27 protein-coding genes are annotated in these 26,437 nt (G+C 38.9%); 20 read left to right on the forward strand and 7 right to left on the reverse strand.

The window, feature by feature from the left end; translation table 11 throughout:
• The first annotated feature begins 129 nt into the window (after positions 1 to 129).
• The 3 genes from U9R83_RS07610 (at position 130) to U9R83_RS07620 (ending at position 2,829) form a co-directional block, all read left to right on the forward strand.
• The gene (locus U9R83_RS07610; RefSeq protein WP_116737187.1) at positions 130 to 870 is read left to right on the forward strand and encodes a DsbA family oxidoreductase; all 741 of its coding nucleotides are present in this window, start codon (positions 130 to 132) and stop codon (positions 868 to 870) included.
• 199 nt (positions 871 to 1,069) lie between these two features.
• Entirely contained in the window at positions 1,070 to 2,029 is a 960-nt protein-coding gene (locus U9R83_RS07615; RefSeq protein ID WP_116737185.1) for a S8 family peptidase, read from the forward strand.
• Positions 2,026 to 2,829 carry an endonuclease I family protein gene (locus U9R83_RS07620; RefSeq protein WP_014460865.1) on the forward strand — a complete coding sequence of 268 codons (804 nt, stop codon included), beginning with the start codon at positions 2,026 to 2,028 and terminating at the stop codon, positions 2,827 to 2,829. The genes U9R83_RS07615 and U9R83_RS07620 overlap by 4 nt, the downstream gene beginning before the upstream one ends.
• Before the next feature lie 49 nt (positions 2,830 to 2,878).
• On the opposite strand, the gene U9R83_RS07625 is transcribed toward U9R83_RS07620, so the two are convergent.
• Positions 2,879 to 3,340 carry a MarR family winged helix-turn-helix transcriptional regulator gene (locus U9R83_RS07625; protein ID WP_014460864.1) on the reverse strand — a complete coding sequence of 154 codons (462 nt, stop codon included), beginning with the start codon at positions 3,338 to 3,340 and terminating at the stop codon, positions 2,879 to 2,881.
• Between the two features lie 279 nt (positions 3,341 to 3,619).
• On the opposite strand from U9R83_RS07625, the gene U9R83_RS07630 reads away from it, so the two are divergent.
• From U9R83_RS07630 to U9R83_RS07645, 4 genes are all read left to right on the forward strand, one after another.
• Positions 3,620 to 4,258: an HlyD family efflux transporter periplasmic adaptor subunit gene (locus U9R83_RS07630; protein ID WP_316909823.1), complete on the forward strand. Its 639-nt coding sequence runs from the start codon at positions 3,620 to 3,622 to the stop codon at positions 4,256 to 4,258.
• 33 nt (positions 4,259 to 4,291) lie between these two features.
• Positions 4,292 to 5,917 carry a DHA2 family efflux MFS transporter permease subunit gene (locus tag U9R83_RS07635; RefSeq protein WP_045291503.1) on the forward strand — a complete coding sequence of 542 codons (1,626 nt, stop codon included), beginning with the start codon at positions 4,292 to 4,294 and terminating at the stop codon, positions 5,915 to 5,917.
• Between the two features lie 62 nt (positions 5,918 to 5,979).
• Positions 5,980 to 6,408 (forward strand): MarR family winged helix-turn-helix transcriptional regulator, encoded by a 429-nt coding sequence (locus tag U9R83_RS07640; protein WP_115653416.1) that lies wholly within the window; start codon positions 5,980 to 5,982, stop codon positions 6,406 to 6,408.
• Between the two features lie 45 nt (positions 6,409 to 6,453).
• A complete protein-coding gene (locus tag U9R83_RS07645) occupies positions 6,454 to 6,651 on the forward strand; it encodes a helix-turn-helix domain-containing protein (RefSeq protein ID WP_014460860.1) in 198 nt (65 codons plus the stop codon).
• A gap of 29 nt (positions 6,652 to 6,680) precedes the next feature.
• Here U9R83_RS07645 and ytzI read toward each other — a convergent pair whose 3' ends face one another.
• Positions 6,681 to 6,815, reverse strand: a complete 135-nt coding sequence (gene ytzI, locus U9R83_RS07650; protein WP_014460859.1) for a YtzI protein — start codon at positions 6,813 to 6,815, stop codon at positions 6,681 to 6,683.
• A 128-nt stretch (positions 6,816 to 6,943) separates the two neighbouring features.
• On the opposite strand from ytzI, the gene U9R83_RS07655 reads away from it, so the two are divergent.
• Positions 6,944 to 7,105 carry a YfhD family protein gene (locus U9R83_RS07655; protein WP_074894520.1) on the forward strand — a complete coding sequence of 54 codons (162 nt, stop codon included), beginning with the start codon at positions 6,944 to 6,946 and terminating at the stop codon, positions 7,103 to 7,105.
• 38 nt (positions 7,106 to 7,143) lie between these two features.
• Here the strand turns inward: U9R83_RS07655 and U9R83_RS07660 are convergent, their stop codons facing one another.
• The 4 genes from U9R83_RS07660 to U9R83_RS07675 all read right to left on the reverse strand — a co-directional run bounded on the left by U9R83_RS07660 (position 7,144) and on the right by U9R83_RS07675 (position 10,955).
• On the reverse strand, positions 7,144 to 8,151 hold the full coding sequence (locus U9R83_RS07660; protein WP_328575181.1) for a FecCD family ABC transporter permease: 1,008 nt from the start codon (positions 8,149 to 8,151) through the stop codon (positions 7,144 to 7,146).
• Positions 8,148 to 9,158, reverse strand: a complete 1,011-nt coding sequence (locus U9R83_RS07665) for a FecCD family ABC transporter permease (protein ID WP_047751335.1) — start codon at positions 9,156 to 9,158, stop codon at positions 8,148 to 8,150. Before U9R83_RS07665 ends, U9R83_RS07660 begins: the two co-directional genes overlap by 4 nt.
• Before the next feature lie 81 nt (positions 9,159 to 9,239).
• On the reverse strand, positions 9,240 to 10,160 hold the full coding sequence (locus tag U9R83_RS07670) for an iron-hydroxamate ABC transporter substrate-binding protein (RefSeq protein WP_208732556.1): 921 nt from the start codon (positions 10,158 to 10,160) through the stop codon (positions 9,240 to 9,242).
• Positions 10,161 to 10,955: an ABC transporter ATP-binding protein gene (locus U9R83_RS07675; protein WP_014460855.1), complete on the reverse strand. Its 795-nt coding sequence runs from the start codon at positions 10,953 to 10,955 to the stop codon at positions 10,161 to 10,163.
• Positions 10,956 to 11,144: 189 nt separating this feature from the next.
• Here U9R83_RS07675 and U9R83_RS07680 point away from each other — a divergent pair, with 189 nt between their 5' ends.
• The 6 genes from U9R83_RS07680 (at position 11,145) to U9R83_RS07705 (ending at position 16,865) form a co-directional block, all read left to right on the forward strand.
• Positions 11,145 to 12,194 carry an NAD(P)/FAD-dependent oxidoreductase gene (locus tag U9R83_RS07680; RefSeq protein WP_209368653.1) on the forward strand — a complete coding sequence of 350 codons (1,050 nt, stop codon included), beginning with the start codon at positions 11,145 to 11,147 and terminating at the stop codon, positions 12,192 to 12,194.
• Positions 12,195 to 12,347: 153 nt separating this feature from the next.
• Positions 12,348 to 13,535, forward strand: coding sequence for a methionine gamma-lyase (gene megL, locus U9R83_RS07685; RefSeq protein ID WP_328575182.1), 1,188 nt, complete (start codon positions 12,348 to 12,350; stop codon positions 13,533 to 13,535).
• A 213-nt stretch (positions 13,536 to 13,748) separates the two neighbouring features.
• Entirely contained in the window at positions 13,749 to 14,993 is a 1,245-nt protein-coding gene (locus tag U9R83_RS07690) for a Bcr/CflA family efflux MFS transporter (protein ID WP_328575183.1), read from the forward strand.
• 117 nt (positions 14,994 to 15,110) lie between these two features.
• On the forward strand, positions 15,111 to 15,953 hold the full coding sequence (locus U9R83_RS07695) for an aldo/keto reductase (protein ID WP_328575184.1): 843 nt from the start codon (positions 15,111 to 15,113) through the stop codon (positions 15,951 to 15,953).
• A 139-nt stretch (positions 15,954 to 16,092) separates the two neighbouring features.
• Positions 16,093 to 16,578, forward strand: a complete 486-nt coding sequence (locus U9R83_RS07700; protein WP_014460850.1) for a PaaI family thioesterase — start codon at positions 16,093 to 16,095, stop codon at positions 16,576 to 16,578.
• Between the two features lie 38 nt (positions 16,579 to 16,616).
• Entirely contained in the window at positions 16,617 to 16,865 is a 249-nt protein-coding gene (locus U9R83_RS07705) for a hypothetical protein (protein WP_013056242.1), read from the forward strand.
• 152 nt (positions 16,866 to 17,017) lie between these two features.
• On the opposite strand, the gene zwf is transcribed toward U9R83_RS07705, so the two are convergent.
• Positions 17,018 to 18,532 (reverse strand): glucose-6-phosphate dehydrogenase, encoded by a 1,515-nt coding sequence (zwf, locus tag U9R83_RS07710; RefSeq protein ID WP_328575185.1) that lies wholly within the window; start codon positions 18,530 to 18,532, stop codon positions 17,018 to 17,020.
• A gap of 164 nt (positions 18,533 to 18,696) precedes the next feature.
• Here zwf and U9R83_RS07715 point away from each other — a divergent pair, with 164 nt between their 5' ends.
• The 6 genes from U9R83_RS07715 (at position 18,697) to U9R83_RS07740 (ending at position 26,435) form a co-directional block, all read left to right on the forward strand.
• Positions 18,697 to 19,062 carry a winged helix-turn-helix transcriptional regulator gene (locus U9R83_RS07715; RefSeq protein WP_182421154.1) on the forward strand — a complete coding sequence of 122 codons (366 nt, stop codon included), beginning with the start codon at positions 18,697 to 18,699 and terminating at the stop codon, positions 19,060 to 19,062.
• Between the two features lie 203 nt (positions 19,063 to 19,265).
• Positions 19,266 to 19,907 carry a 3-hexulose-6-phosphate synthase gene (gene hxlA / locus U9R83_RS07720; RefSeq protein WP_014460847.1) on the forward strand — a complete coding sequence of 214 codons (642 nt, stop codon included), beginning with the start codon at positions 19,266 to 19,268 and terminating at the stop codon, positions 19,905 to 19,907.
• A 363-nt stretch (positions 19,908 to 20,270) separates the two neighbouring features.
• Positions 20,271 to 22,694 (forward strand): GcvT family protein, encoded by a 2,424-nt coding sequence (locus tag U9R83_RS07725; protein WP_042992560.1) that lies wholly within the window; start codon positions 20,271 to 20,273, stop codon positions 22,692 to 22,694.
• Positions 22,695 to 22,724: 30 nt separating this feature from the next.
• Positions 22,725 to 23,885, forward strand: coding sequence for an N-methyl-L-tryptophan oxidase (gene solA, locus U9R83_RS07730; protein ID WP_042992221.1), 1,161 nt, complete (start codon positions 22,725 to 22,727; stop codon positions 23,883 to 23,885).
• Between the two features lie 66 nt (positions 23,886 to 23,951).
• On the forward strand, positions 23,952 to 25,100 hold the full coding sequence (locus tag U9R83_RS07735) for an aromatic ring-hydroxylating oxygenase subunit alpha (RefSeq protein WP_328575186.1): 1,149 nt from the start codon (positions 23,952 to 23,954) through the stop codon (positions 25,098 to 25,100).
• Between the two features lie 81 nt (positions 25,101 to 25,181).
• The gene (locus tag U9R83_RS07740; protein WP_115653429.1) at positions 25,182 to 26,435 is read left to right on the forward strand and encodes a quaternary amine ABC transporter ATP-binding protein; all 1,254 of its coding nucleotides are present in this window, start codon (positions 25,182 to 25,184) and stop codon (positions 26,433 to 26,435) included.
• The last annotated feature ends 2 nt before the right edge of the window (positions 26,436 to 26,437 follow it).

The raw sequence follows: 26,437 nt of genomic DNA on the forward strand, positions 1-26,437 counted from the left end.
AAAACACCGTGTTAATACACTTAGTATGTAAATCAACACGGTGTTTTTGCTTTGTTTGAGCAAGTTATGATGGAATTTCTTCAAAGGTATGCTACGATAAGAATTATCTTGAATTGAAGAGGTGTCACGATGAAAATAGAAGTTTGGTCAGATTTTGTCTGTCCTTTTTGTTATATTGGAAAGCGTCGATTAGAGCAAGCGCTTCAGCAATTTGCACACAAAGATGATGTGCAGGTTGAATTTAAAAGCTTCGAGCTAGATCCAAATGCCCCAGTTAATACTGGTAAAACGATTAATGAAGCTCTTGCTGCTAAGTATGGAATGACCATTGAACAAGCAAAGCAAGCAAATGAAGGTATCGGACAGCAGGCAGCTGGTGTGGGATTATCCTTTAATTTTGACGATATGAAGCCAACTAATACATTTGACGCTCATCGTTTAGCTAAATTTGCAAAAGCTCAAGGAAAAGAAGCAGCCATGACAGAAAAGCTTCTTTATGCATATTTTACTGAGTCAAAACATTTAGGTGAAGAAGAGACGCTGGTTGCTGTTGCAGAAGATGCAGGTCTTGACCGAGAAGAAGCACGTCAAATTCTTACGGATAAAAACGCATATGCAAATGAAGTGCGCAGTGATGAAGCAACGGCTCAGCAATATGGCATTAGCGGTGTTCCGTATTTTGTTATTAATCAAAAATATGCGATTTCAGGTGCACAGCCAGTCGAGACATTTGTAGGGGCTCTCCAACAAGTATGGGAAGAAGAAAATCCGACTCCCACTTTGAAGAGTCTTTCTCCAGAAGGCGCAGATGATGCCTTTTGTGCAGATGGTCAATGTGCCGTTCCTGATTCCTCTAAAAACCAACAATAAATAAAAAGCAGAGGCGGAAATTTCGCTTCTGCTTTTTGTTTATTTTAAAAAAAATTACAAAAACACAAACGTGTGTTCTGTTTTTGTGTTATAATAAGTTTAGAAGCAACAAACCTCGATGAGTGAACTCCAAAAATAAGCGATTAAAAGTGATCCCACCATGAACTAGCTTCCATTTAATCCTGCAGGGGGAATCTAAATGAAGAACAAAGTGCGCATTATCCCATTTCAAGTAGTTGAACAATTGAATCAATTTAATGAAGTCCCAGAAGGAGTCGCTCTAATTGGAGCAGAGGAAGTATGGAAGCAAACAAAGGGACGGGGAATAACCGTAGCGGTTTTGGATACTGGCTGTGAGGTTACACACCCAGATTTGCAGGAACGAATTATTGGAGGAAGAAATTTCACGCACGATGATCAACAAAATCCTGATGTTTATCAAGACTATAATGGTCATGGTACTCACGTAGCAGGCACAATTGCAGCAGCTCATAATGGAAATGGTGTTGTAGGAGTGGCGCCGGAGGTGAATTTACTTATCCTGAAAGTACTTGATGGGAATGGTTCAGGTCAATATGAGTGGATTATCGAAGGTATTACCTACGCCATTCAGCAAAAAGTAGATATCATTTCAATGTCACTTGGAGGTCCGGCCGATGTGCCTGAGCTACATGAAGCGATTCAAGATGCTGTTGATCAGAATATTTTAGTTGTCTGCGCAGCGGGAAATGAAGGAGATGGAGAAAGCTCCACAGATGAGTTTGCGTACCCAGGCTCATATAATGAAGTGATTAGCGTAGGAGCGGTTGATTTAGAGAAACGTTCTTCGATATTTTCCAACTCGAACAACGAAGTAGACGTAGTGGCTCCGGGAGAGAGGATCGTATCAACTTACTTGAATGGAAAGTATGCCGCACTGAGCGGAACTTCTATGGCAACGCCTCACGTAGCGGGAGCTTTGGCATTGATAAAAGTTCTTTCAAATGAAACGTTTGGAAGAGAACTTACAGAACCAGAGCTTTACGCACAGTTAATCAGAAGAACGCTTCCATTAAATGAATCACCAAGAGAAGTAGGAAACGGGTTTGTGCACTTGACTATTGTTGAAAAGCTGTTGCGTGAAGTTCAACGTCAAATGACTTCAGAGGTGATGGGATGAGAAGCAGTTTAGATATATTAATGGTGGAAAAACAGCAGGCAAAAGCCCTTTATCAGCAATACGTAAACAATCGAAGCTATTATGATGAAAAGACGGATGAAGAGAGTAAAAATCTTTATTATCGAGGTACTCTTTTTGAAAGAGAAGCCATGCAAGCTTTGTTAACGGAAACGCATCAGCATTTGCTAAGTTATTCCCCCCATAAATATGTATATCCATGGGTCGATCTACAGGAGAATGGAGAGCTGAAGAGTCTGTATTCAGGAAAAGGAATGGATCCTTTAGAAACGATACAAAAAGATATTGATGCACTTCAGTCGCTTACTAACTCATCTGTTTCAAACAATGATATACTGCTAAACTGTGAGCACGTTGTCCCGCAGTCCTGGTTTGGAAAACAAGAGCCTATGAGAGGCGATTTACATCATTTATTTGCGTGTGAGCCTTCTTGTAACAGTCGAAGAGGTAATTCTTCTTATATTGACTTCCCGGATTATACACCGGAAGTTAAGCAATCAGATGTGAAAGAAGGATGCGGCAAAGCAGAAAAAGGTAAGTTTGAACCCGAATATGGAAAAGGAATTGTGGCTCGAGCTACGCTTTATTTTTTAATTCGCTATCATAATAAAATTGACTCTTCGCGAGTAGATCTTCCTCTTTTACTAAAATGGCATGAAGAATTTAATGTTTCACTTTATGAAAAACATCGCAATGCAGCAATCTTTGAATTGCAAGGCAATCGAAATCCTTTTATCGATTTTCCTGACAAAGCAGCTGCCCTAATAAATTCTGCTTTCTAAAATAACAAAGAGCTTCGCTTCAATTCGAAGCGGAGCTCTTTTGGATAATCTAATATGAAAATCCATATTTATCACTTAAAAGGGCATCCATTTTATTTAATAAGCGAAAATATTCTTCTTGTTCTTCTACAGTTAGAGCTGCTAGCATATCTTTTAAAAATACATTTCGCTTCTCTGTAATCATTGAAACAAGCTTTTTTGATTCATCGGTCAATGAAACCCACACCACTCTCCGGTCTTTTTCGTCTCGCACGCGCTGAATGAGAGATTCTTCTTCCAATTGATTTAATAAGCTAGTTGTAGCGCCCGAGGTTAAGTGAAGTTTATTTGAAATATCTGCTACCATATACTTTGTGCCGCTGGCAATGTAGTTTAAGATATAAAACTTAGTGGGTGTTAAGTGATAAGGCTGTGTTTTTAATGTTTCTTCGACTAAATGTCGCATATATTGAAAAAAAGATGTGTTAATTTGGTAAAGGTGCTCAATTTTTGATTCTAAATTGTTATCCATGCTAGCTTCCATCTCCTTGTACACTACGGACATATATAAACTAACTCTAAAATAAAATGAAACAATTGTAAAGGATGGCAATGATTATCTTTAACCATCGTTATTATTTTTAAATTAATATCTTTACGAAAAAATATCTTTATGATAAAGTTATTTAGGTGGTTAACCAAATAGATGATTATAAAGAAACATATCTCCTAATAGATGGAGATAATATCTTTATGAAAAAGCTATATAAAAAAGTAATTTTATTAGTGAAGTATTAAGGAGGAGTAATGAATGTCTAGAAGTCGCTTAATGGTAACAAATTTTATTGGAATCATCGTTATTTTAGCTTTATTAATTGGAGGAGGATATTATTACGTTCAAAAATCGAACTATATTACAACGGATAACGCTAAAGTATCTGGAGATGTATACAATGTAGTTGCACCTGCAGCAGGTAAAGTAGCAAGCTGGACAGTGGAAGAAGGAAATGATGTATCAAAAGATGCTGAAATTGCTAAGATTCAAGCTGAAAAAGGCTCTGTAGCTGCTACAGTACCAGCAGATGGGAAAATTATTCAAACAAATGTAAAAGAAAATCAAATGGTTCAAGCTGGACAGCAAATTGCAACCGAAGTAGATATGAAAGACCTATTTATCGTAGCAAATATTAAAGAAGATCAGCTTAAGGATATTAAAGAAGGCGACGATGTAGATGTAACGGTAGACGGAGATAGCAGTGCAAAAATCGACGGCAAAGTCGAAGAAATTGGATATGCAACCAATTCACTTTCATCTTTAACATCCAACTCAAGCTCAGATGGAAACTACACAAAAGTGTCTCAAACGGTTCCTGTAAAAATTTCTATTTCTAATTATTCAGAGCATGTAATACCAGGTATGAACGCCGAAGTGAAAATTTCGAAAGACTAATTCTTACTACAACAGTTCAAGAAAGGAGGAAATATGATGACAGCCAGTATAGAAAACACAAGTGATGGATCCATCAAAAAGCATATTCCGCTATTGATTGTGTTAATGCTTGGTTTGTTTCTTGCGATATTAAACCAAACGTTACTGAACGTAGCCATCCCGCATTTGATTACTGAGTTTGGCGTAACGGCAAATACAGCTCAGTGGTTGTTAACAGGATATATGCTTGTGAACGGGGCGTTAATTCCGCTTTCAGCTTTTTTAATTGAACGATTTGGTGTGCGTCGCTTGTTCTTATTTGCAATGTTTTGTTTTACAGTAGGGTCATTGATTTGCGGAATTGCACCTACATTTTCGATTATGCTTACAGGCCGTTTAATTCAAGCTATTGGCGGAGGTGTCTTATCACCTCTTGTTATGACCATTATTGTATTTATTTTCCCTCCCCACATGCGAGGAAAAGGGATGGGGATTTTTGGTTTAGCCATGATGTTCGCACCGGCTATCGGACCAACGTTATCTGGATGGGTTATTCAAAACTACGACTGGCACATCCTTTTTAACGGCATGGTACCATTAGGTGCCATTGTATTAATTATTGCTTTCTTTCAATTAAAAGACATTCAGCCTCCAAAGGATGTAAAAGTTCACATGCCTTCTGTTGTGACATCACTTGCAGGTATGGGATTATTGCTTTACGGATTCAGTGAAGCTGGAAATGATGGCTGGACGGATTCAGTTGTTCTTTCTACAATCATTGGCGGGGCAGTTCTTTTAATTATATTTGTTCTTCAACAAATTAAATCTGAAAAGCCGCTATTGGATATGCGTGTGTTTAAATATAATATTTTTTCACTATCAAATATAATTAGTATTGCGATTACAATCAGTATGTACGCAGGTATGTTCTTGCTTCCAATTTACTTGCAAAATATCCGCGGATATTCTGCTTTTGATTCAGGACTGCTGTTGCTTCCTGGCGCACTTGTTATGCTGGTTATGTCGCCGATTTCAGGTACATTGTTTGATAAAGTGGGACCTCGTCCGCTAGCAATCGTTGGTATGCTCATTACATCTATTTCAACGTTTGAATTTACGAAGCTGACGATGGATACACCATTTAATCATATTTTAGCGATTTATATTATCCGTTCGTTCGGTATGTCACTGTTAATGATGCCAATTATGACAGCGGGTTTAAATCAGCTTCCGCAGCGACTAAGCAGTCACGGAACGTCAATGTCTAATACGCTTCGTCAAGTAAGTGGTTCAATTGGTATTAGTTTAATGACGACCATTTTTACGAACCGTACAACGTATCACGTAAATGAAATCAGCAGTTCCATGAATACGTCTGATCCATTCTTTATGAACAGTTTTCATTTATTTGTACAAAAAGTAGCTGCTACTTTGCATTTATCACAAGATCAGGCTCAGCAGCAAGCGCTGACAATTTTATCTGGAAAAATGACGCAGCAAGGTACGATTCAAGGTATTAACGATGCCTTTTACTGGGCAACAGCGATTTCTGTTATCGGTTTAATTTTAAGTTTCTTCCTTCGTGATGTACGTAAAGATAAAGTAGTCGAAGAAAAGAAATCAGAAGCTCAAGAGGAAGATATTCGTATGCTTCCAGCTCCGAAAAGTATAAATTCATAAGGAGCTATAGAAATCTAAAGTTCATCATAAAACATGTTGGAGAGAAAGGGGGCAGTGAGCGGATGGATTCATTGACATTTGGTGAAGAAATTCAAAGAATTTCAGTATCTTTAAACAAAAAAGTAATGACAAATGTAAAAAGCCTTTTACAGCATTACGGAATTACCCCTTTTCAATATCATATTTTACTGATTGTTGAACGTGCAGATACAATCCCTGTCACCAAAGTGGCAGACGAGATAAAGGCGAGCCCAAGCGTTATTACAGCATCGATTACACGTTTGTATGAACTGAATCTTGTGGAGCGCTACCATTCAAAAAGAGATCGGCGTAAAGTTATGGTCGAGCTTACAAACAAAGGGAAACAAGTGATTCAAGCTGCTGAAAAAGACATGCAGCAAGGGGTTGAAAAACTGTTTGCTTGCTATAAAGAAGAAGAACAGCAGCAATTTCTCACGCTCTGTCGGCAGCTAGATGAACATGTGACTTGAACTTGAGCAGAAAAAAGTATATTGAGTTAAGCGGAGTGAGTGTAAATGAATAAAGAAACGGTAAAAAACATTCGGAAAAACTACAATATGAATCAGCGAAACTTCGCTCAAGCAGTGAACTGCAGTTTTTCTTTAATTGCACTGGTTGAAGTGGGTAAGCGAAGAGTAACAAAAAACTTGGAAGACAAAATTAAGCAAGCATTTCAATTGAACGATCATGATTTAAAATCACTGCAAGGGTAATACAAAAAGTAGGTGTGAAACGAGCTCACCTACTTTTTTTCGTCTTGTTTTTTTGTAAGTGGATCTACCGTATGTTTGTAATCATAAGCTTTCGAAGTGGTAACCACGCACAGCAGTAAAATAACAAATACAATGATAATAGAGAGCGTAATAATGATGACCATATAACACGTCCTTTCTTTTTCTTATTATGTATGCCTTCGGTCTTATTGGTAAAATTCCTTCTTTCTCCACATAGTGCAGAAACGACAAACGCATACTATTAACAGTCTAGAATAAAGGAGTGTTCATAATGAATGAAAAAGAGTTGAAAAAACAATTAAAAAAGGTAGCGGATTATCCTGCATCTAAAGCAGATGGAGTAGATGAAGAGTTTTCTCGTGAATTAGCAGACCAAGACGATTTAGAAGCACAGGCTAGAGCGAACGCTGCAGATGAAAGACAAAAAAAATAATAACTAGACGCGCTTCTTCTAAGAAGCGCGTCTGTTTATTATTTTTTTAAAAGCAAATAAACAAAGTAAGGAGCACCGATTACGGCGGCAATAATTCCTGCCGGTATACCGTTAGGATCGGCAATGTTATGTCCTATTGTATCTGCAATCAGCAAAAGCCAGCCGCCTAGTAAAATGGCAACGGGAATAAAAAGCTGGTTCCTCGGTCCGACTAAGCCTTTGGCAATATGAGGAGCAAGAAGCCCAATAAAGGCCACGCCGCCTGTAACTGAAACTGCTGCTGCCGCTAATGCAACCGCGGCTAGAAGCAATGTTATACGCTCTTTCTCCATAGCGATACCGACTCCAATAGCTGCAGCTTCATTTAAGTTAAAAATGTTTAATGAATTTGCTTTGTACAATATAAAAGGAATCAAGACAAGAAGCCAAGGTAGAAGTGCCCATATAAAAGGCCAGTCTGACCCCCAAATGTTTCCTGCGATCCATTTAGCAATAAAATCAACTTTAGCACGATCAGCTGATGACATAATCACCACCATCATTCCAGAAAGAGCCATCGAAAAACCTACGCCTGTTAAAATAAGCTTCACAGGCTGCAGCCCTTGGCTTTTACTATATGAACAAAGGTAGATAAGACCAGCTGTAAACAAGGCGCCGATGAACCCTACTAACGGAAGAGCATACACGAAAGAGCCAGCTTCAATTGGAAAAAATAAAAAGAATACGGCAATTGCGACGCCTGCTCCTGAATTAATTCCTATAATTCCAGGATCCGCTAAGTCATTGCGCGTAACACCTTGTAAGATAGCGCCTGATAAAGCTAGAGCCATTCCTGCTAAAAGAGTAATGATAATTCGCGGAAGTCGAATTGAAAAAAGAACGAACTCATCTGCAAAATTCCCTTTGCCAAAAAGAGTAGGAAACACTTTATTATAAGGAAGGGGTGCATTACCAAGCCCCATTCCTATTACAATCGTTCCAAGAATCAAAACAGTGAGCAGCATCATAATTATTCGTTGTTTTCTAATAAGCGCTGGGTGAATCATGAGAATGCTTTTCCTCCTTTACGAACAATGACTAAAAAGAAAGGTAAGCCAATCATCGATACAACTGCTGCTATCGGTGTTTCATAAGGCGCACTTACGGTTCGGCCCAACGTATCAGCGAGAAGCATAAACGCTGCGCCAGTGACAGCGGACATAGGGATAATATAACGATAGTCGGTTCCTACAATTCCTCGTACAATATGAGGAATCATCAAGCCGATAAACACCATGTTTCCCACTAGCGCAACAGAAGCACCTGCAAGAAGAACCATGACAACAAATAAAATGGTTTTGACCTTTGTTGTTTGCTGACCTAACCCCACAGCGACTTCTTCATTTAAGCTTAAAATAGTAAGCTGCCGAGAAAGCAAAAGGGCAATGAATATACCGCCGAGGATAAAAGGAACAATGATTTGAAGCTGTTCCCAAGAAGTGCCTACCATTCCGCCAGCAGTCCACATCGATACATCTTTTGAAATTTTAAAATAAATACCGACTCCTTCTCCAATCGCATAAAGAAATGCTGAAACGGCAGCTCCGGCGAGTACAATTCGAAGCGGAGAGAAACCGCCTCTTTTTATAGCAGCAATTCCAAACACCAAAATTGCGCCAACCGCAGCTCCGATAAAGCAAGCAATCGTAATACCTAAATAATTTACAGAAGGGATAAAGGCAATTGTTACAGCTAAAGCTGCATTTGCGCCAGAAGTTAAGCCTAAAAGCCCTGGATCTGCAAGAGGGTTTCTTGTCATACCTTGCATAATCGCTCCTGATACTGATAAAGCAGCGCCAACAAAAACAGCGGCGATTTCACGAGGTAAACGAATATCTCGAATGATCGAAATCTGTTCGTTTACACTGCTTGATGAAAGTGCTAACCACACATCTTTTATCGATATGTCAGCAGCGCCAAAAACCATTGAAGAAACAAACATTATGATGAATACGAGCAGCATACCTATTAATTTATATAAAAAAGGAATGAAACGCTGATTGTCTTTTTTCATAAAACACCCATCTTTTCATGTAAGAATAAATTTAGTAAAACAAAGCAAGAGGAATTCTAAAAAGAATTCCTCTTGAATGAATTACTTGCCAAGAAATTTTTGAGTAAAGAAATCTAGTTGATAATCTAATGTGATTGGATCATTAAAATAAAATTCTTTTGCATTTGCTTCAAATACGTGATTATTCTTTACAGCAGGAATATTTTTGTACGTATCTGTTTTCTCAAATGATGTATCTCCATCTTGGTTTTTGCTAAAGATTAAATAATCTCCGGCATATTCAGGAAGAACTTCTGGCGAAATCGCATAGTATCCATCTTTCAAAGCCATTTTCTTTACTTTCTCCGGCATTTTTAATTTCATTTCTTGATAAAGAATCTCCGTTCCGCGTCCCCAGTTATCCCCAAACACATAAAGCTGCTTGTCAAAGTTCTCAATAACTGAAACCGTGCTATCTTCGCCAATTTTAGCTTTGATATCAGAACCAGCTTTTGCCGCACGCTTTTTAAAGTCGTCTACCCATGATTGTGCTTCTTTTTCTTTATTTAATAGCTTTCCAATTTCTACATGCTGAGTAAGGTAATCTACTTTATCGTATGTATACGTAACGGTAGGAGCAATTTTTTTCAATTTATCAATATTTTTTGTAGTAGATAAGCCAATAATTAAGTCAGGCTTTAATTCAATGATCTTTTCTAAATTTTCGTCTGATACTTCTTCCACGCCTTTTAATTTCTCTTCAAAGCGGGGATTCATTTTAGACCATGAGTCTACTCCGACAATGTTAACACCTAAAGAAAGTACGTTACCTGCATAGGAACCTAACACAACAACACGTTTCGGATTAGCCGGAACTTTTACAGGGCCGTCTTCAGATTGATATGTGATCGTCTTGGATTCGCTGTTTTTGCTAGAATCATTTTTGCTTTCAGTTGAACCGCTGCTGCAGGCACTAATAAGTAATACGAATATAAGCATGAATGGAAGCAATAATTTTTTCATTTAGTTATCTCCTCTTAATAAGTTATACGTGATGCACATTGGTTTATTTGTTCTCGGATCTCGTCCAATTTCAGCGTCGATATGAAACACTTTTTTTAGAACGTCCTGCGTAATGACTTCTTCACATTTTCCGGCTTTGACAATTTCACCATCTTTTAAAGCGATAATATAATCCGCAAAGCGAGCGGCTTGATTTAGATCATGAAGCACCATTACAACTGTACGTCCTTGCTCTTTGTTTAATTTTTGAAGCAGCTCAAGCACTTCTAACTGATGAGCCATATCCAAGTAGGTAGTCGGCTCATCAAGAAATATAATATCGGTTTCTTGAGCTAAAGCCATCGCAATCCACACTCGCTGGCGCTGACCGCCTGAAAGAGAATCTACAGGACGAAACTTGTAATCTTTTGTTCCGGTTACTTCAAGAGCCCAGTCAATCGTTTGATAATCTTCTTTTGATAGACGCCCAAACCCCTTTTGATAGGGAAATCGCCCATAAGATACAAGTTCTCCCACCGTTAAGCCTTTAGCACTTTCAGGGGTTTGAGGGAGAATAGCCATTTTTTTAGCGAGTGCTTTTGTATGTTCTGTTGAAATGTTTTCGCCGTCTAAAATAACGGAACCGGATTGATGAGAAATAATGCGGGTAATGGCTTTCAAAAGCGTTGATTTGCCGCATCCGTTTGAACCAATAATTGTAGTAATCTTTTTGTCTGGAATGTTAACGCTTAAATTCTTTACTATTAGACGTTCACCATAACTAATATGTAATTTCTCTGTATATAGGCGAACCATATCTGACCCTCCGTTTACATTTAATACAACAAATACTTGATAATGATTATCAGTATCGTTTACTTTACATACTATAATTCGAACGTTTCCGGATGTCAATAGTTATTTTTATTGTCAAAACGTTGAAGAAGATGTATATTTAAATGAGAATGATAATCAATGACAATTGATTACGAGGAGTGAACGTGCATGATACACAATGAACTTTTTGATGTGACAATTATAGGCGGGGGACCGGCTGGCCTTTATTCTGCCTTTTATAGCGGGCTAAGGGAAATGAAAACAAAGCTGATTGAATATCAGCCAAAACTAGGCGGAAAACTTCACGTTTATCCTGAAAAAATGATTTGGGATGTAGGGGGCCAAACGCCTATTTCCGGTGCGAAGCTTATTGAACAGCTTGTGGAACAAGGGCTGACGTTTGATCCGACTGTTGTTTTAGATGAGAAGATTGAATCCATTTCTCGCTTGAAAGATGGTATTTTCCAGCTGACGGGTTCTTCAGGTGAACATCATTACTCTAAGACCATTATCCTTGCTGTTGGAGGAGGTATTTTAAATCCGCAAAAGCTCAAAATTGAAGGAGCAGAACGATTTGAAATATCAAACTTAAACTATACGGTTAAATCTCTGCAGCATTTTAAAAATAAAACGGTGATTGTTTCCGGGGGAGGCAATTCAGCCATTGATTGGGCAAATGAGCTAGAGCCCGTTGCTAAAAAGGTATATATTACGTACCGAAACAGTGAACTAAACGGTCATGAAGCACAAGTAAGACAATTAATAAACAGTTCGGCTCGGTGTCTGCTTAACACATCTATTACAAAATTAGTGGCTGATGCGACGCATGAATTTATTGAAAAAGTTGAGCTGACTAATCATCAAAGCGGTGAGGTTTCTTATTTATCGATTGACGAAGTTATCATTAATCACGGTTATGAAAGAGATACAGAGCTGTTAAAAAACAGCGAACTACATATCAAAACCATTGATGACTATTACGTTGCAGGTAATGCAGCAAGCGAAACATCTGTAGAAGGCGTATATGCAGCTGGGGATATTCTCATGCACGAAGGAAAAGTCCATTTGATTACCGGCGCTTTTCAAGATGCTGCTAATGCCGTAAACAAAGCAAAACAATTCGTTCAGCCCTCTGCTGCTAAGACAGCTATGGTTTCTTCTCATAATGAAGTATTCAAAAAGCGTAATTCAGCACTAATTAAACAAATGATGAAGTAAAGCGAGGTGCAGTGTGCATATCGCTTCTTTCTCTACGCTGTAATTATCTAAATGGAGAGGCAGGGAACGAAAAAAGAAAAGAGAAATATAATAAAAGAAAACGCTTACATTATTTAAATGACACAGCGCTTGTTTGCATAAGGGGGAAGTCGTATGAACGAAAAAGAGAAATATCAGTTTGAAACAAAAGCCATTCACGCAGGGTATGAATCAAAACATCATTTTGATAGTTTAGCTCCGCCTATTTATCAAACGTCTACATTTACATTTTCATCTCTAGAACAAGGTGCAAACCGGTTTAGCGGAGCAGAAAATGGTTATGTATATTCCCGGTTATCTAATCCAACCATCACCATTTTAGAAGAGCGTATGGCACAGCTTGAAGAAGGCGAAGCCGCTTTGGCATTTGGATCGGGAATGGCTGCAGTATCGGCTGTATTGATTGGACTTACAAAAGCAGGCGATCATATTTTATGTTCTAAAGGAGTGTATGGATGCACGTTTGGTTTACTGGAAATGCTTGAGGAAAAATATCAAATCCATCATTCTTTTTCCAACTTGGAAACTGAGGAAGAAATTCTTGCTGCTATCAAAGAAGATACAGCATGTATTTATATTGAAACACCGATTAACCCCACTATGACTTTAGTAGATTTAGAGTTAGTTACTTCTATTGCTAAACAAAAAGGAATTCCCGTGGTAGTAGACAATACCTTTTCAACTCCTTATTTGCAGCAGCCGCTGAAGCTTGGATGCGACTTAGTCATTCATAGCGCAACAAAATTTATTGGTGGACACGGAGATGTTGTCGCGGGAATTGTAGTAGGGAACGAAGAGGTTATTTCCGTACTGCGCAAAACGACGCAAAAAGATATTGGAGGCATTCTTTCACCGTTTGATGCTTGGCTGTTACTCCGAGGCTTAAAAACGCTGGCCGTTCGAATGGATCGTCACTGTGAAAATGCTGAACATATCGCAAAACAATTAAGTCTTCATCCCAAGGTAAAAGCCGTTTATTATCCAGGTGATAAAAAGAGCACTGCTTATTCTCTCATGCAAAAGCAAATGAAAAAAGGAGGGGGGCTTCTCTCTTTTGAGGTGAAAGGAGGTTATGAAGAAACCGTAAAAGTGGTCAATCAGCTTAAGCTCATTTCCATTGCAGTAAGTCTTGGAGACGCTGAAACACTTATTCAGCATCCTGCCTCTATGACGCATGCAGTTGTGCCAGAAGAAGCTCGGAAAGAAATGGGAATTTCAAACGAACTCCTTCGTTTATCAGTTGGACTGGAAGCTTGGGAAGATATTATGAGAGATTTACAGCAGGCATTAGATAGTATATAACAAACGTTCAAACAGCGGTTGAAGTATCTTAAGGATATTTCAACCGTTGTTTTTTGAATATCAACCGCATGTCATCACTCATACATCCTTTTTTGCGAGTGGAACTTTACCTACATCTTTAGACAAATGTCCTAGACAGAAGAGATGCCTTTCAATAGACTAAAGGTTATCTGTAAAAATACAATATTTAGGTAAGGAAGGTGCTCTGCTATTATGCTTCATAATCCAACTGGAAAAAAACGTCTAGGATTGGCGTTTCTTCTCAGTACGCTTGCGATATTAGGTCCGCTTAATATCGATATGTATTTACCAAGTTTTCCTGCTATTGCTGATCATTTAGATGCGCGGGCTTCACTTGTACAGCTTAGCTTAACATCGTGTTTACTAGGACTTGCTATTGGTCAAATTGTGATTGGTCCAATAAGTGATGCGAAAGGAAGAAAACGACCTTTACTCATCGCGATCTCCTTATTTATGGTATCGTCGTTGCTCTGTGCCTTGGCCCCTACTATCACAGCTTTAGTCATCGCACGCTTTTTACAGGGGTTTACGGCTTCGGCAGGAGTTGTTCTGTCTCGCGCGATTGTCAGAGACGTTTTTAGCGGAAGAGAGCTTACAAAGTTTTTTGCTCTGTTAATGGTTATCAATGCCTTTGCGCCAATGATAGCACCAATGGCCGGAGGTGCTATTTTACTTCTGCCTTTTGCAAGCTGGCATACTATTTTCTTGTTTTTAAGCTTAATAGGCCTTTTAATTGTTTTAACAATCTCAATACGTTTAAAAGAAACTTTGCCAATTGAAAATAGAACGCCAAGTTCAATTGGTCATTCTGTTCGTACGATGGGCAGTTTATTACAAGATCGTTCTTTTATTGGGTATGCCTTAATTGTCGGGCTTGTCCACGGAGGAAGCTTTGCTTATGTATCAGGCACTCCATTTGTCTATCAAGGGATCTACCACGTTTCTCCGCAAGTTTTTAGCATTTTGTTTGGCATTAACGGCTTGGCCATTGTAACTGGAAGCTTTATTATTGGACGCTTTAGCGGAATTCTTCATGAAAGAAGCCTGCTTCGCATTGCCGTGATTACGGCTGTAAGTGCTACTAGCGTACTTCTTATTATGACAATACTTAAAGGGCCGATTGCTACGCTTGTAATTCCGATTTTTATTTACATGATCTCTATAGGAATGACGATTACAGGATCGGTGACATTAGCCATGAAAAATCAAGGACATAGAGCGGGAAGTGCGAGTGCCGTATTAGGGATGCTTCCACTAACTTTAGGATCAATTGTTTCTCCTTTAGTAGGCATTAACGAAACAACAGCGATTCCGATGGCTGCCATTTTATTTAGTACGGCGCTTTTGGGTTTTGTAGCTTTCTTTACGTTAACTAAAAACAAGAAAGAAGCAGAAAAGTGCGAAGTTAATGAGTTTAAAACGGAGGTTTCTCGGTAATCACTTTTTTGATTGTTTGAAAGCACCACTCCTTTGTGAAAATGAGTGGTGCAAATTTATTCAAGTATTGGATAATATATGCTAACCTTATGACATGATCGAAAGGAGTGGATAATAATGAGTAAAGTAATGCCTGAAATAACGCTTAATGATGGGGTAACCTTGCCTGCTATAGGTTTTGGTACATACAAGCTTAACGGAAATGAAGGAGTCAAGGCTATAACGAGTGCGATTGATGTAGGGTATCGTCTAATTGATACGGCTTATAATTACGAAAATGAAGGCACCGTGGGCCAAGCGCTTCGAAGAACACCGGTTTCTAGACAAGAACTGTTCGTTACGTCTAAACTCCCCGGGCGATACCATACGTATGACAAAGCAATTCCTACCATCCAAGAATCTTTATATCGCGCGAATTTAGACTATTATGATTTGTATCTTATTCATTGGCCTAATCCTAAACAAGATCATTATGTAGAAGCTTGGCAAGCATTAATTGATGCGAAGCGCTGGGGCTTAATTCGTTCAATTGGTGTTTGCAATTTTCTTCCCGAGCATATTGAGCGCTTGGAAAAAGAGACCGGCATTTTACCAAGCATCAATCAAATAGAACTGCATCCTTTTTTTAATCAACATCAATATCGAAATTGGTATCAGGAGAAAAACATTCAAATTGAATCTTGGAGTCCGCTAGGGCGAGCAAGTGCTGTTTTAGAAAATGAAACAATTAAACAAATCGCCGACCGTCATAATAAGACAGTTTCACAAGTAATTTTGCGATGGCATTATCAGCTAGGGGCGATTTCAATTCCAAAATCGTCATCTCGCAAGCGGCAGCTTGAAAACATATCCATTTTTTCATTTTCTTTAGATGAAACTGAGATGAATATGATTTCAGAATTGAACCACGAGGATGGAAGACTTAATAACCAAGACCCCGCTGCTTATGAAGAATTTTAACTATAAAGCCTCACTTATTTTTTAAGTAAGGCTTTTCTTCTATGATTTTTAGTTATTTAAGCTTGAAAATAGTCCGTTTAGTTCTAACGATTGTAGGAGAAAATGTGTTAAAATATTCCGAAAAAAGGAGTGGTGAACCATGGAAAAAGTAGTAAAAGCGATTCAAGACGAATATCCGGATGATTTTGCATGGTGTTACGGCTGCGGCCGATTAAATCAGGACGGCTATCATTTTCGGACAGGATGGCTAGGAGAAAAAACCATTACCCTTTATACACCTAAGGCTGAACATACAGCCATACCAGGATTTGTTTATGGCGGACTTCTTGCATCACTGATTGATTGTCATGGAACAGGCTCTGCATCTCTTGCTCTATACCGTAAAAATGGCCATGAAATAGGAGATTCAGCAGAGCCCCCGCGGTTTGTTACCGGTTCTCTCCACGTAGATTTTAAAAAACCAACGCCACAGGGTGAAGTACTAAAAGCAATAGGAACGGTTGAAGAAATTCACCCGAAGAAATGGAGAGTTAAAACAGAAGTATACGCGAGTGACATCATTGTTGCGACCGGAGAAGTTGTGGCAGTTGTTATGCCAAGTACGTTTAAACGAAAAGAAGACTAAAAAATGCAAAACAGTTACATAAAAAGGGAGGAAAAGGTATGGGTAAATGTAATTTGGACCACTCGGTAGAAGATGTACAGCAGAAGTTTAACTCGCAGTCACAATGGCTGCCAGAAGATATTCGCTCGTTGTTTCATGAGTTTCTCGTACGAAATCCTTCGCAAACAACATTAAACGAGATGTTTCATTTGCTGAAGAAATATGATTTGGTTGATGAACAAGAAAGAAAAGAGCGAGATCGAAAAATCAAATGGCTGATATTAAATAAAGAAGAGACGAACAACTAGAAGCAACTACATACAGTAAACCTACGCTTACGACCACAATGAAAAAATCCGAACGAGTTGAATTCTCCATCAAGAATCTCGCTTCATCGTTCGGATCTTTCTTCAAATAAAATACTTTTACCCCAGCCTCTTTTTAACGAGATTAAAAGTAATCACCACCACTTAAACCCGTCGTCTTCTAACAAACGATTTGAAGCTGCTGGTCCCATCGTACCCGCAGGATAAAAATGAAGAGGAAAGCGTTCATCATTAAAAACTTCTAAAATAGGTTGCACCCATTTCCAAGATAATTCAACTTCTTCCCAATGAGCAAAAAACGTGGAGTCTCCCTGTAAAGCATCAAATAACAGCAGTTCATAAGCTTCGGGTACTTCTTTTTGATTTGTTGAGAAATTGATGAAAATAGGTTCGACCTTATTGCTATTCAAAGGATTTTTGCTGTTTAATTGCAGCGAGATACCTTCATTTGGGCTGATTTCGACAACTAAAAGGTTAGGAATGGCTTCTTCGGCTGTATAAAGATTCTTTAAAGAATTTTTAAATTCAATGACGATACGCGTGCATTTTTTACTCATTCTTTTTCCTGTGCGAAGATAGAAAGGCACTCCTTTCCAGAGCTCATGATCAATCCATATCCGCGCTGCTATAAACGTGTCATTAACGGAAGAAGCATTGATGCCGGGCTCTTCTTTATATCCTATAACTGAACGATCTTGGATTTTTCCCGCTTCGTATTGACCTCTTATGACGTTCGAATGGATAAACTCTTTTTGTAGAGGGCGAAGGCTTTTCATAATTATTATCTTTCGTTGGCGAGTTTTTGCGATGTTAAGCGTCTTTGGCAGCTGCATGGCAGTCATCATAAGCATTTGAAGCATATGATTTTGGAACATATCCCTAATTGCACCGGACTGATCATAGTAATGCGCTCTTTCTTCTACACCAACTGTTTCACTAGCTGTAATTTGAACATTTGCAACGTAGTGATGATTCCATAGTGCTTGTAAAATAGGGTTTGCAGATGCTAAAGCTTCCAAGTTTTGTATCATCGGTTTTCCCAGATAGTGGTCAATACGATAAATCTCTTCTTCATTGAACGTTTCAGTAAGCTTTTGGTTTAACACTTGAGCAGATTGTAAATCGTGTCCGAAAGGCTTTTCGATAATAAGACGTTTCCAGCCTTTTGTAGATCCTAATCCGCCGCTATTTATATTTGAAGCAATAACATCTATAAATTCAGGAGCCACAGATAAATAGAAAAGACGATTTTCAGGAATATTTAATTTTGCTTCGCCTTCTTGAATGGCCTGAAGCAACTGGTCATATCCATCACTATTGGTAACATCCATTTTATGATAGCGAACTGTCTTAAGAAATTTTTTTATCTTGGATTCACCTTTTCTAAAGCGCCTCGAAAAAGTTTTTACTGATTCTTCTACATATATTTGAAAGGCATCATCAGACCAGTTGTTTCTATCAGTACCAACAATAGAAAAGGAAGAAGGAAGCTTTTCATCTAAAAATAAATTATATAACGCAGGAAAAATTTTTCTTTTAGCCAAATCTCCTGTTGCTCCAAATAAGATAAAGGTCATGGAATCCACTTCTAACGCTTGTGGTGAATGAGACTTGAGACAATTATCACGTGAACGAGCTACACTGTCCAATTGATCTCCTCCTTTATTTTAACGGGCTATTGCAGTGAATATAGTCTTTTACCATCTTTACAGATTACAGTATAGCAGGTACAATTTTCCTTTATAAGTAGACACTTTATTTTCATATAGTGTCTAAAACTATACTATTACGCATAAAAAGGGAGGAAAAAGGATTGAGCAGACTTTTTAGCAAAACGTTTAACTGTGAAAAGGAATTAACGTTGACGATTATTGGAGGCAAGTGGAAAATGTTAATTATGTGGCATCTAGGAAAAGAAGGGACAAAACGATTTGGTGAGTTAAAGTCCATGATGCCGGGAATTACTCAGCGAATGTTAGTAAGTCAGCTGCGAGAATTAGAAGAAGATCAAATCGTTCACCGAAAAGTCTATCCGGTTGTACCTCCAAAAGTTGAATATTCTTTGACTGAACACGGGAGAAGTCTGATGCCCATTCTTAAAAGCATGGACGAGTGGGGAAAAAATTATATGGAAACCTTTATAGAACCTGAAATGAATAATTCCACACATATGGGATAAAATCTTTTCTTGAGAAGGTTATAAAAATGTCTTTATTATTCAGAATTTTCTAAATTAAATATAAGTGATAAGATGCACAGAAGTATCCATAGTATATTTTTAGTGACTATATGTTTTAAAAGTGCCTACTTTTTTTTTGAAAGTAACGGTTTTACAATGAATTCATGCTAGACAACCCCATTTAATGAAGGAGTGAAGTAGGTATGGAACTTCAATTAGCATTGGATCTTGTAAATATTTCAGAGGCAAAAGAAGTAGTTCAAGAGGTTCAAGAGTATATCGATATTGTAGAAATTGGTACTCCAGTTGTGATTAACGAAGGGCTAAAAGCAGTCAAAGAAATCAAGGAAGCATTTCCGTCTTTAAAGGTATTAGCTGATTTGAAAATTATGGATGCAGGTGCTTATGAAGTCATGAAAGCTTCTGAAGCGGGTGCTAGTATTATTACCATACTTGGCGCTACTGACGATTCGACTATAAAAGGCGCTGTAGAAGAGGCCAAAAAACAAGGAACACAAATTCTTGTTGATATGATTAATGTAAAAAATCTTGAACAACGTGCAAAAGAAGTAGATGCACTAGGTGTGGACTATATTTGTGTACACACGGGATATGATCTTCAAGCCGAAGGCGAGACTCCGTTTGAGCAGCTTCAAACGATTAAACGCGTTGTGAAAAATGCAAAAACAGCGGTGGCAGGAGGCATTAAACTGAATACACTTCCAGAAGTTGTGCAGTCACAGCCTGATCTTGTGATTGTCGGCGGGGGTATTACAAGTGAAAAAAACAAAAGAAACGTTGCAGAAGAAATGAAAAAAGTAGTCAAACAAGCAACTTTGGTCTAAAAATAAGCAAAAGTATTTAAGCGTTCAAAATCAATTGATCGGTAAATGGTTTAAAAAGAAGATAGCTAAGTTATTTTAGCTATCTTCTTTCCGTCATTTTTAGTATAACCATTCATTCATAAGAGCCATTTTGACAGATAGATAGTTTCTTTAAAATTCGTTATTCGAAAGAAAGAAACGGCGATTTTTCTGGGATTTTAAAGTTAAGAAAGCGTTATCCGAACATTAGCGGAAGAAAGTGCAGAAAAAATCTATGTCACATTTTTTAACAAAATACTTTGAAAATTAAGAAAATTAAAAATATAATTAACTATCGACAATATTTAACACCTTCAAATTAAAAGAGGAGGGAGATATGAAGTGATGGAACATAAGAAAATAGTAGTGATAGGAGCTGGAATTGTCGGGTGCAGCATTGCCTACTATTTAAGTAAAATGGGGCAACGAAACATAACAGTGATTGAGCAAGGCCCTTTGCTTGAAACAGGAGGATCTACTTCTCACGCTCCAGGGCTTGTATTTCAGCTTAGCTTTTCAAAAATCCTGACAACACTAGCTTCTCAAACAGTCGAAACCTTCAAAGAGTTGAGTACAGATGAACAGCGCTCTTTTTATCCTGTCGGCAGTTTAGAAGTTGCCCGTACACCAGAGCGATTAGAAGATCTAAAGAGAAAGGCTGGTGTTGCCAGCTCTTGGGGAATAGAAGCTTTTCTTCTTTCACCGCAGGAATGTGCGGAAAAAAATTCGCTCATTTGTCCTGACCGTATTTGCGGAGGTCTTTATGTTCCGTCAGATGGTATTGCTAAGCCTTTGCATGCCGTTGATAAAATGACCCGTTTTTCTAAAGAGTGCGGCGTAGAGTTTTACGGTCATACAGAAGTAACAGATATTGACGTGACAAATGGTCAAGTAAAAGCAGTGTACACAAGCGCTGGAAAGTTTGAAGCAGATGTAATCGTATGCTGTGCTGGATTTTGGGGACCACGCATCGGAGAAATGATCGGTGTAACGATCCCGCTTCAGCCGATGGCTCATCAATATGTGTTTACAAATGATTTACTTGAATTGAACGGAGAAACGGAAGAAGCCGCAACTCCTCTTATTCGAGATCAAGATAATTCCATTTATTTTCGTCAAGTAGAGAAAGGGCTTGGGATTGGATCATATCAGCATGAGCCGTTTCCAGTCGAACTCAGTGATATTACAAAATACGGAGAAACAAAAGAAATGCCTTCTGTTAAACCTTTTACACCAAAAGATTTTGAAAAACCGTGGGAAGATGCAATGGAATTAATTCCGGCATTAAAACAAGCGGGAATAAAAAAAGGAATGAACGGCATTTTTTCCTTCACTCCTGATGGTATGCCGCTGCTTGGTGAATCACAAACGGTACAGGGATTTTGGGTAGCAGAAGCTATATGGGTAACGCACTCTGCAGGTGTCGCAAAACAAATGGCTGAATGGATCATGAATGGTGCGCCGACTGTGGATTTAGAGCTATGCGATATTAATCGTTTCGATACGTGTGCATGCAGCCCTGCTTATTACAAACAGCGGTCTATTGAAGAGTATGAAAAGGTTTATAGTATTCACCATCCATTTATGCAGCGAAAAGTATCGCGGAACATGCGCGTAAGTCCATTTTATATGCGTCAACAAGAACTGAAGGCTTATTTTAATGAAAAAGCAGGATGGGAGCAGCCCCAGTGGTATGAAGCTAACTACCCGCTTATATCTACTTATGAAAAGATGATGGTAATAAGAAATGGATGGGCTGCTGAATATTGGTCACCAATTATTGAAGCTGAACATTTGCATACTCGTCAGCACGCAGCGCTTTACGATACAACAGCAGCAAAGAAAAGGTTAGAAATTAAAGGAGAAGGAGCTCTCCAGTTTTTACAGAAGCTAACGACAGGAAATATAGACATTGCAGTAGGTCAAAGCATACGTACGTGTATGTTGCATGAGCGAGGTGGCATAAAAGATCAAATAACGGTTATTCGCAAAAATATATCCACTTTCTTGATTGTTTGTACGGGAGCTGTAGAAGCAAGCTGGATTCAAAAACACGTGCTTCAAAACGGTCAAGTTGTTTTTCAAGATGTAACGTCAGGGACATGCAGTGTAGCTTTAATCGGTCCTAAAGCTACAGGAGTAATGAAATCCGCAGTTCAGCGTTCAGACCTTGGCGGCGCTTGGATTCAAGGGCAAGCAAAAACGCTGTTTATCGAAAATATTTCAGTTCTTGTTCTGCGTGATTCCTACGGGGGAATGGAGAGCTGGGAGTTGATTACAACTTCCGATCAAGGCCTAAATTTATGGGATTTATTAATGGGAAAAGGACAGCCTTATCAGCTAATTGCCGCGGGAGACCGGGCTCTTGAAAACCTTCGAATTGAATCTTTTTCGTTAAAGAGTGGGAAAGACTTTTGGAGTGAACATCATCCACATGAAGTCGACCTTCATGAAATGGTTGATTTAACAAAACCAGTTTTTATTGGGAAAGAGGCATTGCTTGATCGTCAGCGAAAAGATTCTGAAACAGTATTAGCGACGCTCGTATTAGATGATCCTTCAGCGATAGTAATGGGATATGAACCGGTCTTTTATGGAGAAACGGCCCTCGGATTTGTGACAAGTGCTGGCTATTCATACAGCTTAGGCAAAGGAATTGTACACACCTTATTATCTCAAGCTGTAAATGAAGAAATGGTTTTAGAAGTTGAATACTTTGGTCAGCGTTATAAAGCAGCAATGATGACACACTCCCCAGCGGTAGTTTAATTGATCAATCGAAAGGCAGGAGGAATGCAGATGTCAACACATTATGATGTCATTATTATCGGATTAGGAGCTATGGGGAGTACGGCTGCTTATCAGCTCGCCAAAAAAGGGCAGCGGGTATTGGGGTTAGAACAATACGGTCCTGCTCATGATCTAGGATCGAGTCACGGCGGTTCTAGAATTATTCGGCAGTCGTATTTTGAGGACCCTGCTTATGTTCCATTGTTGCTTCGCGCCTACGAATTGTGGAATGAAATTGAAAGAGAAAGCGGTCAAGAAATTCTTACGGTTACCGGTGGACTTATGATGGGACCTCCTGATAGCTTGACGGTTTCTGGAAGCATCGAAAGCTCTAAACAGTGGAATCTTGCGTATGAGATTCTAGAAGCAAAGGATATTTACAAACGGTTTCCGGTATTTACACCTTCACCTGCTACGGTTGCTCTATATGAAGAAAAAGCTGGATTCGTTAGGCCGGAAGCAAGCGTATATACTCACCTTCTTCAAGCAGAAAAATACGGAGCTGAGCTTCATTTTTTTGAAGAAGTGGTGTCGTGGGAAGCCCATCCTTCTGGTGAAGGCGTGCGCGTTGTAACAGCTAATGGAATATATGAAGCTGGAAAAATCATTATTTCTGCAGGCGCCTGGGCACCCGATTTATTACGGGAATTAGGTGTTAGCTTACAAGTAGAGCGTCATGTGCAAATGTTTTTTGAACCAACACAAGGAATAGACGTTTTTTCAGTGGGAAAACAGCCGATTTATATTTGGGAAGCAGATGATTATGTACAGTTGTATGGTTTCCCTTCTTTTGGATTAAAGGCTGAAGGAGCAAAAGTGGCGTTTTTCCGAAAAGGAACGGCGTGTACGCCGGAAACGATTGATCGAAATGTATATGAAGATGAAGTGAACATGATGCGGCACTATCTAGCTCAAGGTCTTCCGCAGCTCAACGGTCGGTTTTTACAAGGGAAAACGTGCATGTATACCAATACACCAGATGAACATTTTGTCATTTCGCTGCATCCTGAATATCCTCAAGTAGCAATTGCAGCGGGATTTTCCGGACATGGTTTTAAGTTTGCAAGCGTAGTAGGAGAGATTTTAGCAGATTTAGTGACAGAGGGAAAAACCAATCACCCAATTGATTTGTTTGCTCCGCAGCGATTTGCGGCGAACAAAATAGTATAAATCGTCGTCAGCTCTTGCGAATGGTTCTATTTAAATGTTTCTAAAGAAGCGAAGGAGGAATAGCAGATGGTTATGGAACATGGTTTAGTAAATGATAATGGGAGACTTGAGCCCACGTTGAAAGGAGAGCTGTATACATCTTCGGACATTTTTAAGTTAGAAAAAGATCATATATTTTCTAAATCATGGAGTTTAGTTGCATTTGAATACGAAATAGCAGAACCAGGACAATATATTACGACGAGAGTTGAAGGCGAAAATATTCTAATTACGAGAGGGAAAGATCACGTACTGCGTGGATTCTTGAACGCATGTCGGCATCGAGGAGCTAAGCTTTGCAGCCAAGCATCCGGTAAAGCAGGCGTCATTCGCTGTCCATATCATTCGTGGAGCTATAGCTTAGATGGTGAATTAGTAGGTGTTCCTAATACAAGCCACTGTCGAGAAGAACTTGTGCATAACGAAAATTATGGACTAACATCCGTTCACATTGAAGTGTGGCACGGCATGGTTTGGGTTAATTTATCAGACAATCCGATATCTGTTGAATATCAGCTAGACACCCAAATTTTTGATCGTTTTGGAGAACTCCATACGTTTGCTAGATATGAAATTCAAAATTTAAAATCCGCTCATCGTGAAGAGTATGAAGTCGAGGCAAACTGGAAGCTTATTGTAGAAAACTTTCAAGAGTGTTATCACTGTTCCTCTATTCACCCTGAGCTTACGGCAACGCTGCCTGAATTTCGTTCGGGAGTCGGCACTCAAAATTCAGTAGGGGGTGGAGCTAAGTTTGGAAATGAATTAGAAGCTTTTTCAATTAGCGGGAAAGGAAGCCGTCCCATGTTAAAAGGGTTGCTTCCTGAAGATGACCGCACGTATTTTGGCATTACAGTTCTGCCGCTTGTATTTATCAATTTAACACCGGATCACGTTATTATTCATCGTATTATTCCAATTAGTGCAGAAAAGTCCAAAGTGATTTGCGAATGGTTATTCGACCCGGAAGAAATGGCTAAGCTTAATTTCAATCCAAAAGATGCCGTGGAATTATTTCATCGCGTTAATTTACAAGACTTTGAAGCGTGTGAATGGTGTCAAGAAAACATGAGCTCAAAATCTTATAAAGAAGGAGGAATTTTAGTACCTATCGAACAGCATGTTTCTCATTTTTACAACTATGTATTAGAAGCAATCGGTATGAAGGTCGAATAATAAATAGAAGCGGTCTGACACACTATCTCGGTGTGTCAGACCATCTCTAACAATCTACTTTAAAAATAAGGGGGAAATAAATTGAGTACAAACTCTAAACTAACAGAACCCATTATCCGTGTTACCGATGTTTCAAAAGTATTTGGCAGCCAAAAAGAACAGGCTCTTAAGCTGAGAGAGTCGGGGCAAAGCAAATATGAAGTTGAACAAGCTACTAAGACAACCGTTGCTATTTATAATGCTCATTTCGAAGTGAAAAAGGGAGAAACCTTTGTGCTAATTGGATTATCAGGAAGCGGTAAATCTACTTTGCTTCGATGCCTGAACGGGCTTGTAGAACCAACAGAAGGGACAGTATATCTAGAAAATACAGATATTTCTCATATGCCAAAAAGACAGCTTCAGCAAGTCCGGAGAAATAAAATTGGGATGGTCTTTCAAAATGTGGGCCTCCTTCCCAACCGCACCGTGATTGACAACATTACGTTCGGTCTAGAGATTCAAGGTGTAGCAGCAAGCGAAAGGGAAAAGCGAGGGAAAGAGGCGCTTGAAATGGTGGGATTAAATGGACAAGCTTATAAAAGAATTTATGAATTATCAGGAGGTATGCAGCAGCGGGTTGGATTAGCGAGAGCTCTTGCTTCTGAACAGGAGATTTTGCTGATGGATGAGCCTTTTTCGGCGTTAGACCCTCTCATTCGAAGAGATATGCAAAAGCTATTTCTTGATATTCAAGGAGAAGTACAAAAAACAGTTATCTTTGTAACGCATGATTTAGATGAAGCATTAACTTTAGGGCACCGGGCTGCCGTAATGAAAGACGGAGAGATTGTACAGCTTGGAACCGCTGAAGATATTTTAAGTCAACCGGCAACCGATTATGTAAAACTGCTTGTTCAAGACGTTAATTACGGCAAAATTCGCCTTGCTAAAGACGCTGTTATTCCGGTAGAAACGGCTGCCTACGAGTATGAATCACCACAAGTCATATTGAGAAGAATGAGAACCAATCATTTATCTACGATTTTTGTTCTTGATAGTTCTGACCGCTTATTAGGTATGATGAGCATCTATATAGTGATGGAGCTTATTGAAGCTCATAAGCATGATTTAAAAGGAAAAGCATTGACACAGCCGCATTGCGTCAATCCTGATATGTCTTTACAAGAAATGATTCCTCTATTTACCGACAGTCATTCCCCTGTAGTCATTGTTGATAATCATCACCGTCTACAAGGTATGATTTCCCCGAGCACTCTTATTGCAAATCTCACTGAACGTACTGCAGTGACCGAGCAGCAAGACGTTAAATCATATCAAGTGGAGGTTCGATAAAT

It is taken from the genome of Priestia sp. LL-8 (assembly GCF_036227845.1).
Classification (GTDB): Bacteria; Bacillota; Bacilli; order Bacillales; family Bacillaceae_H; genus Priestia; species Priestia zanthoxyli.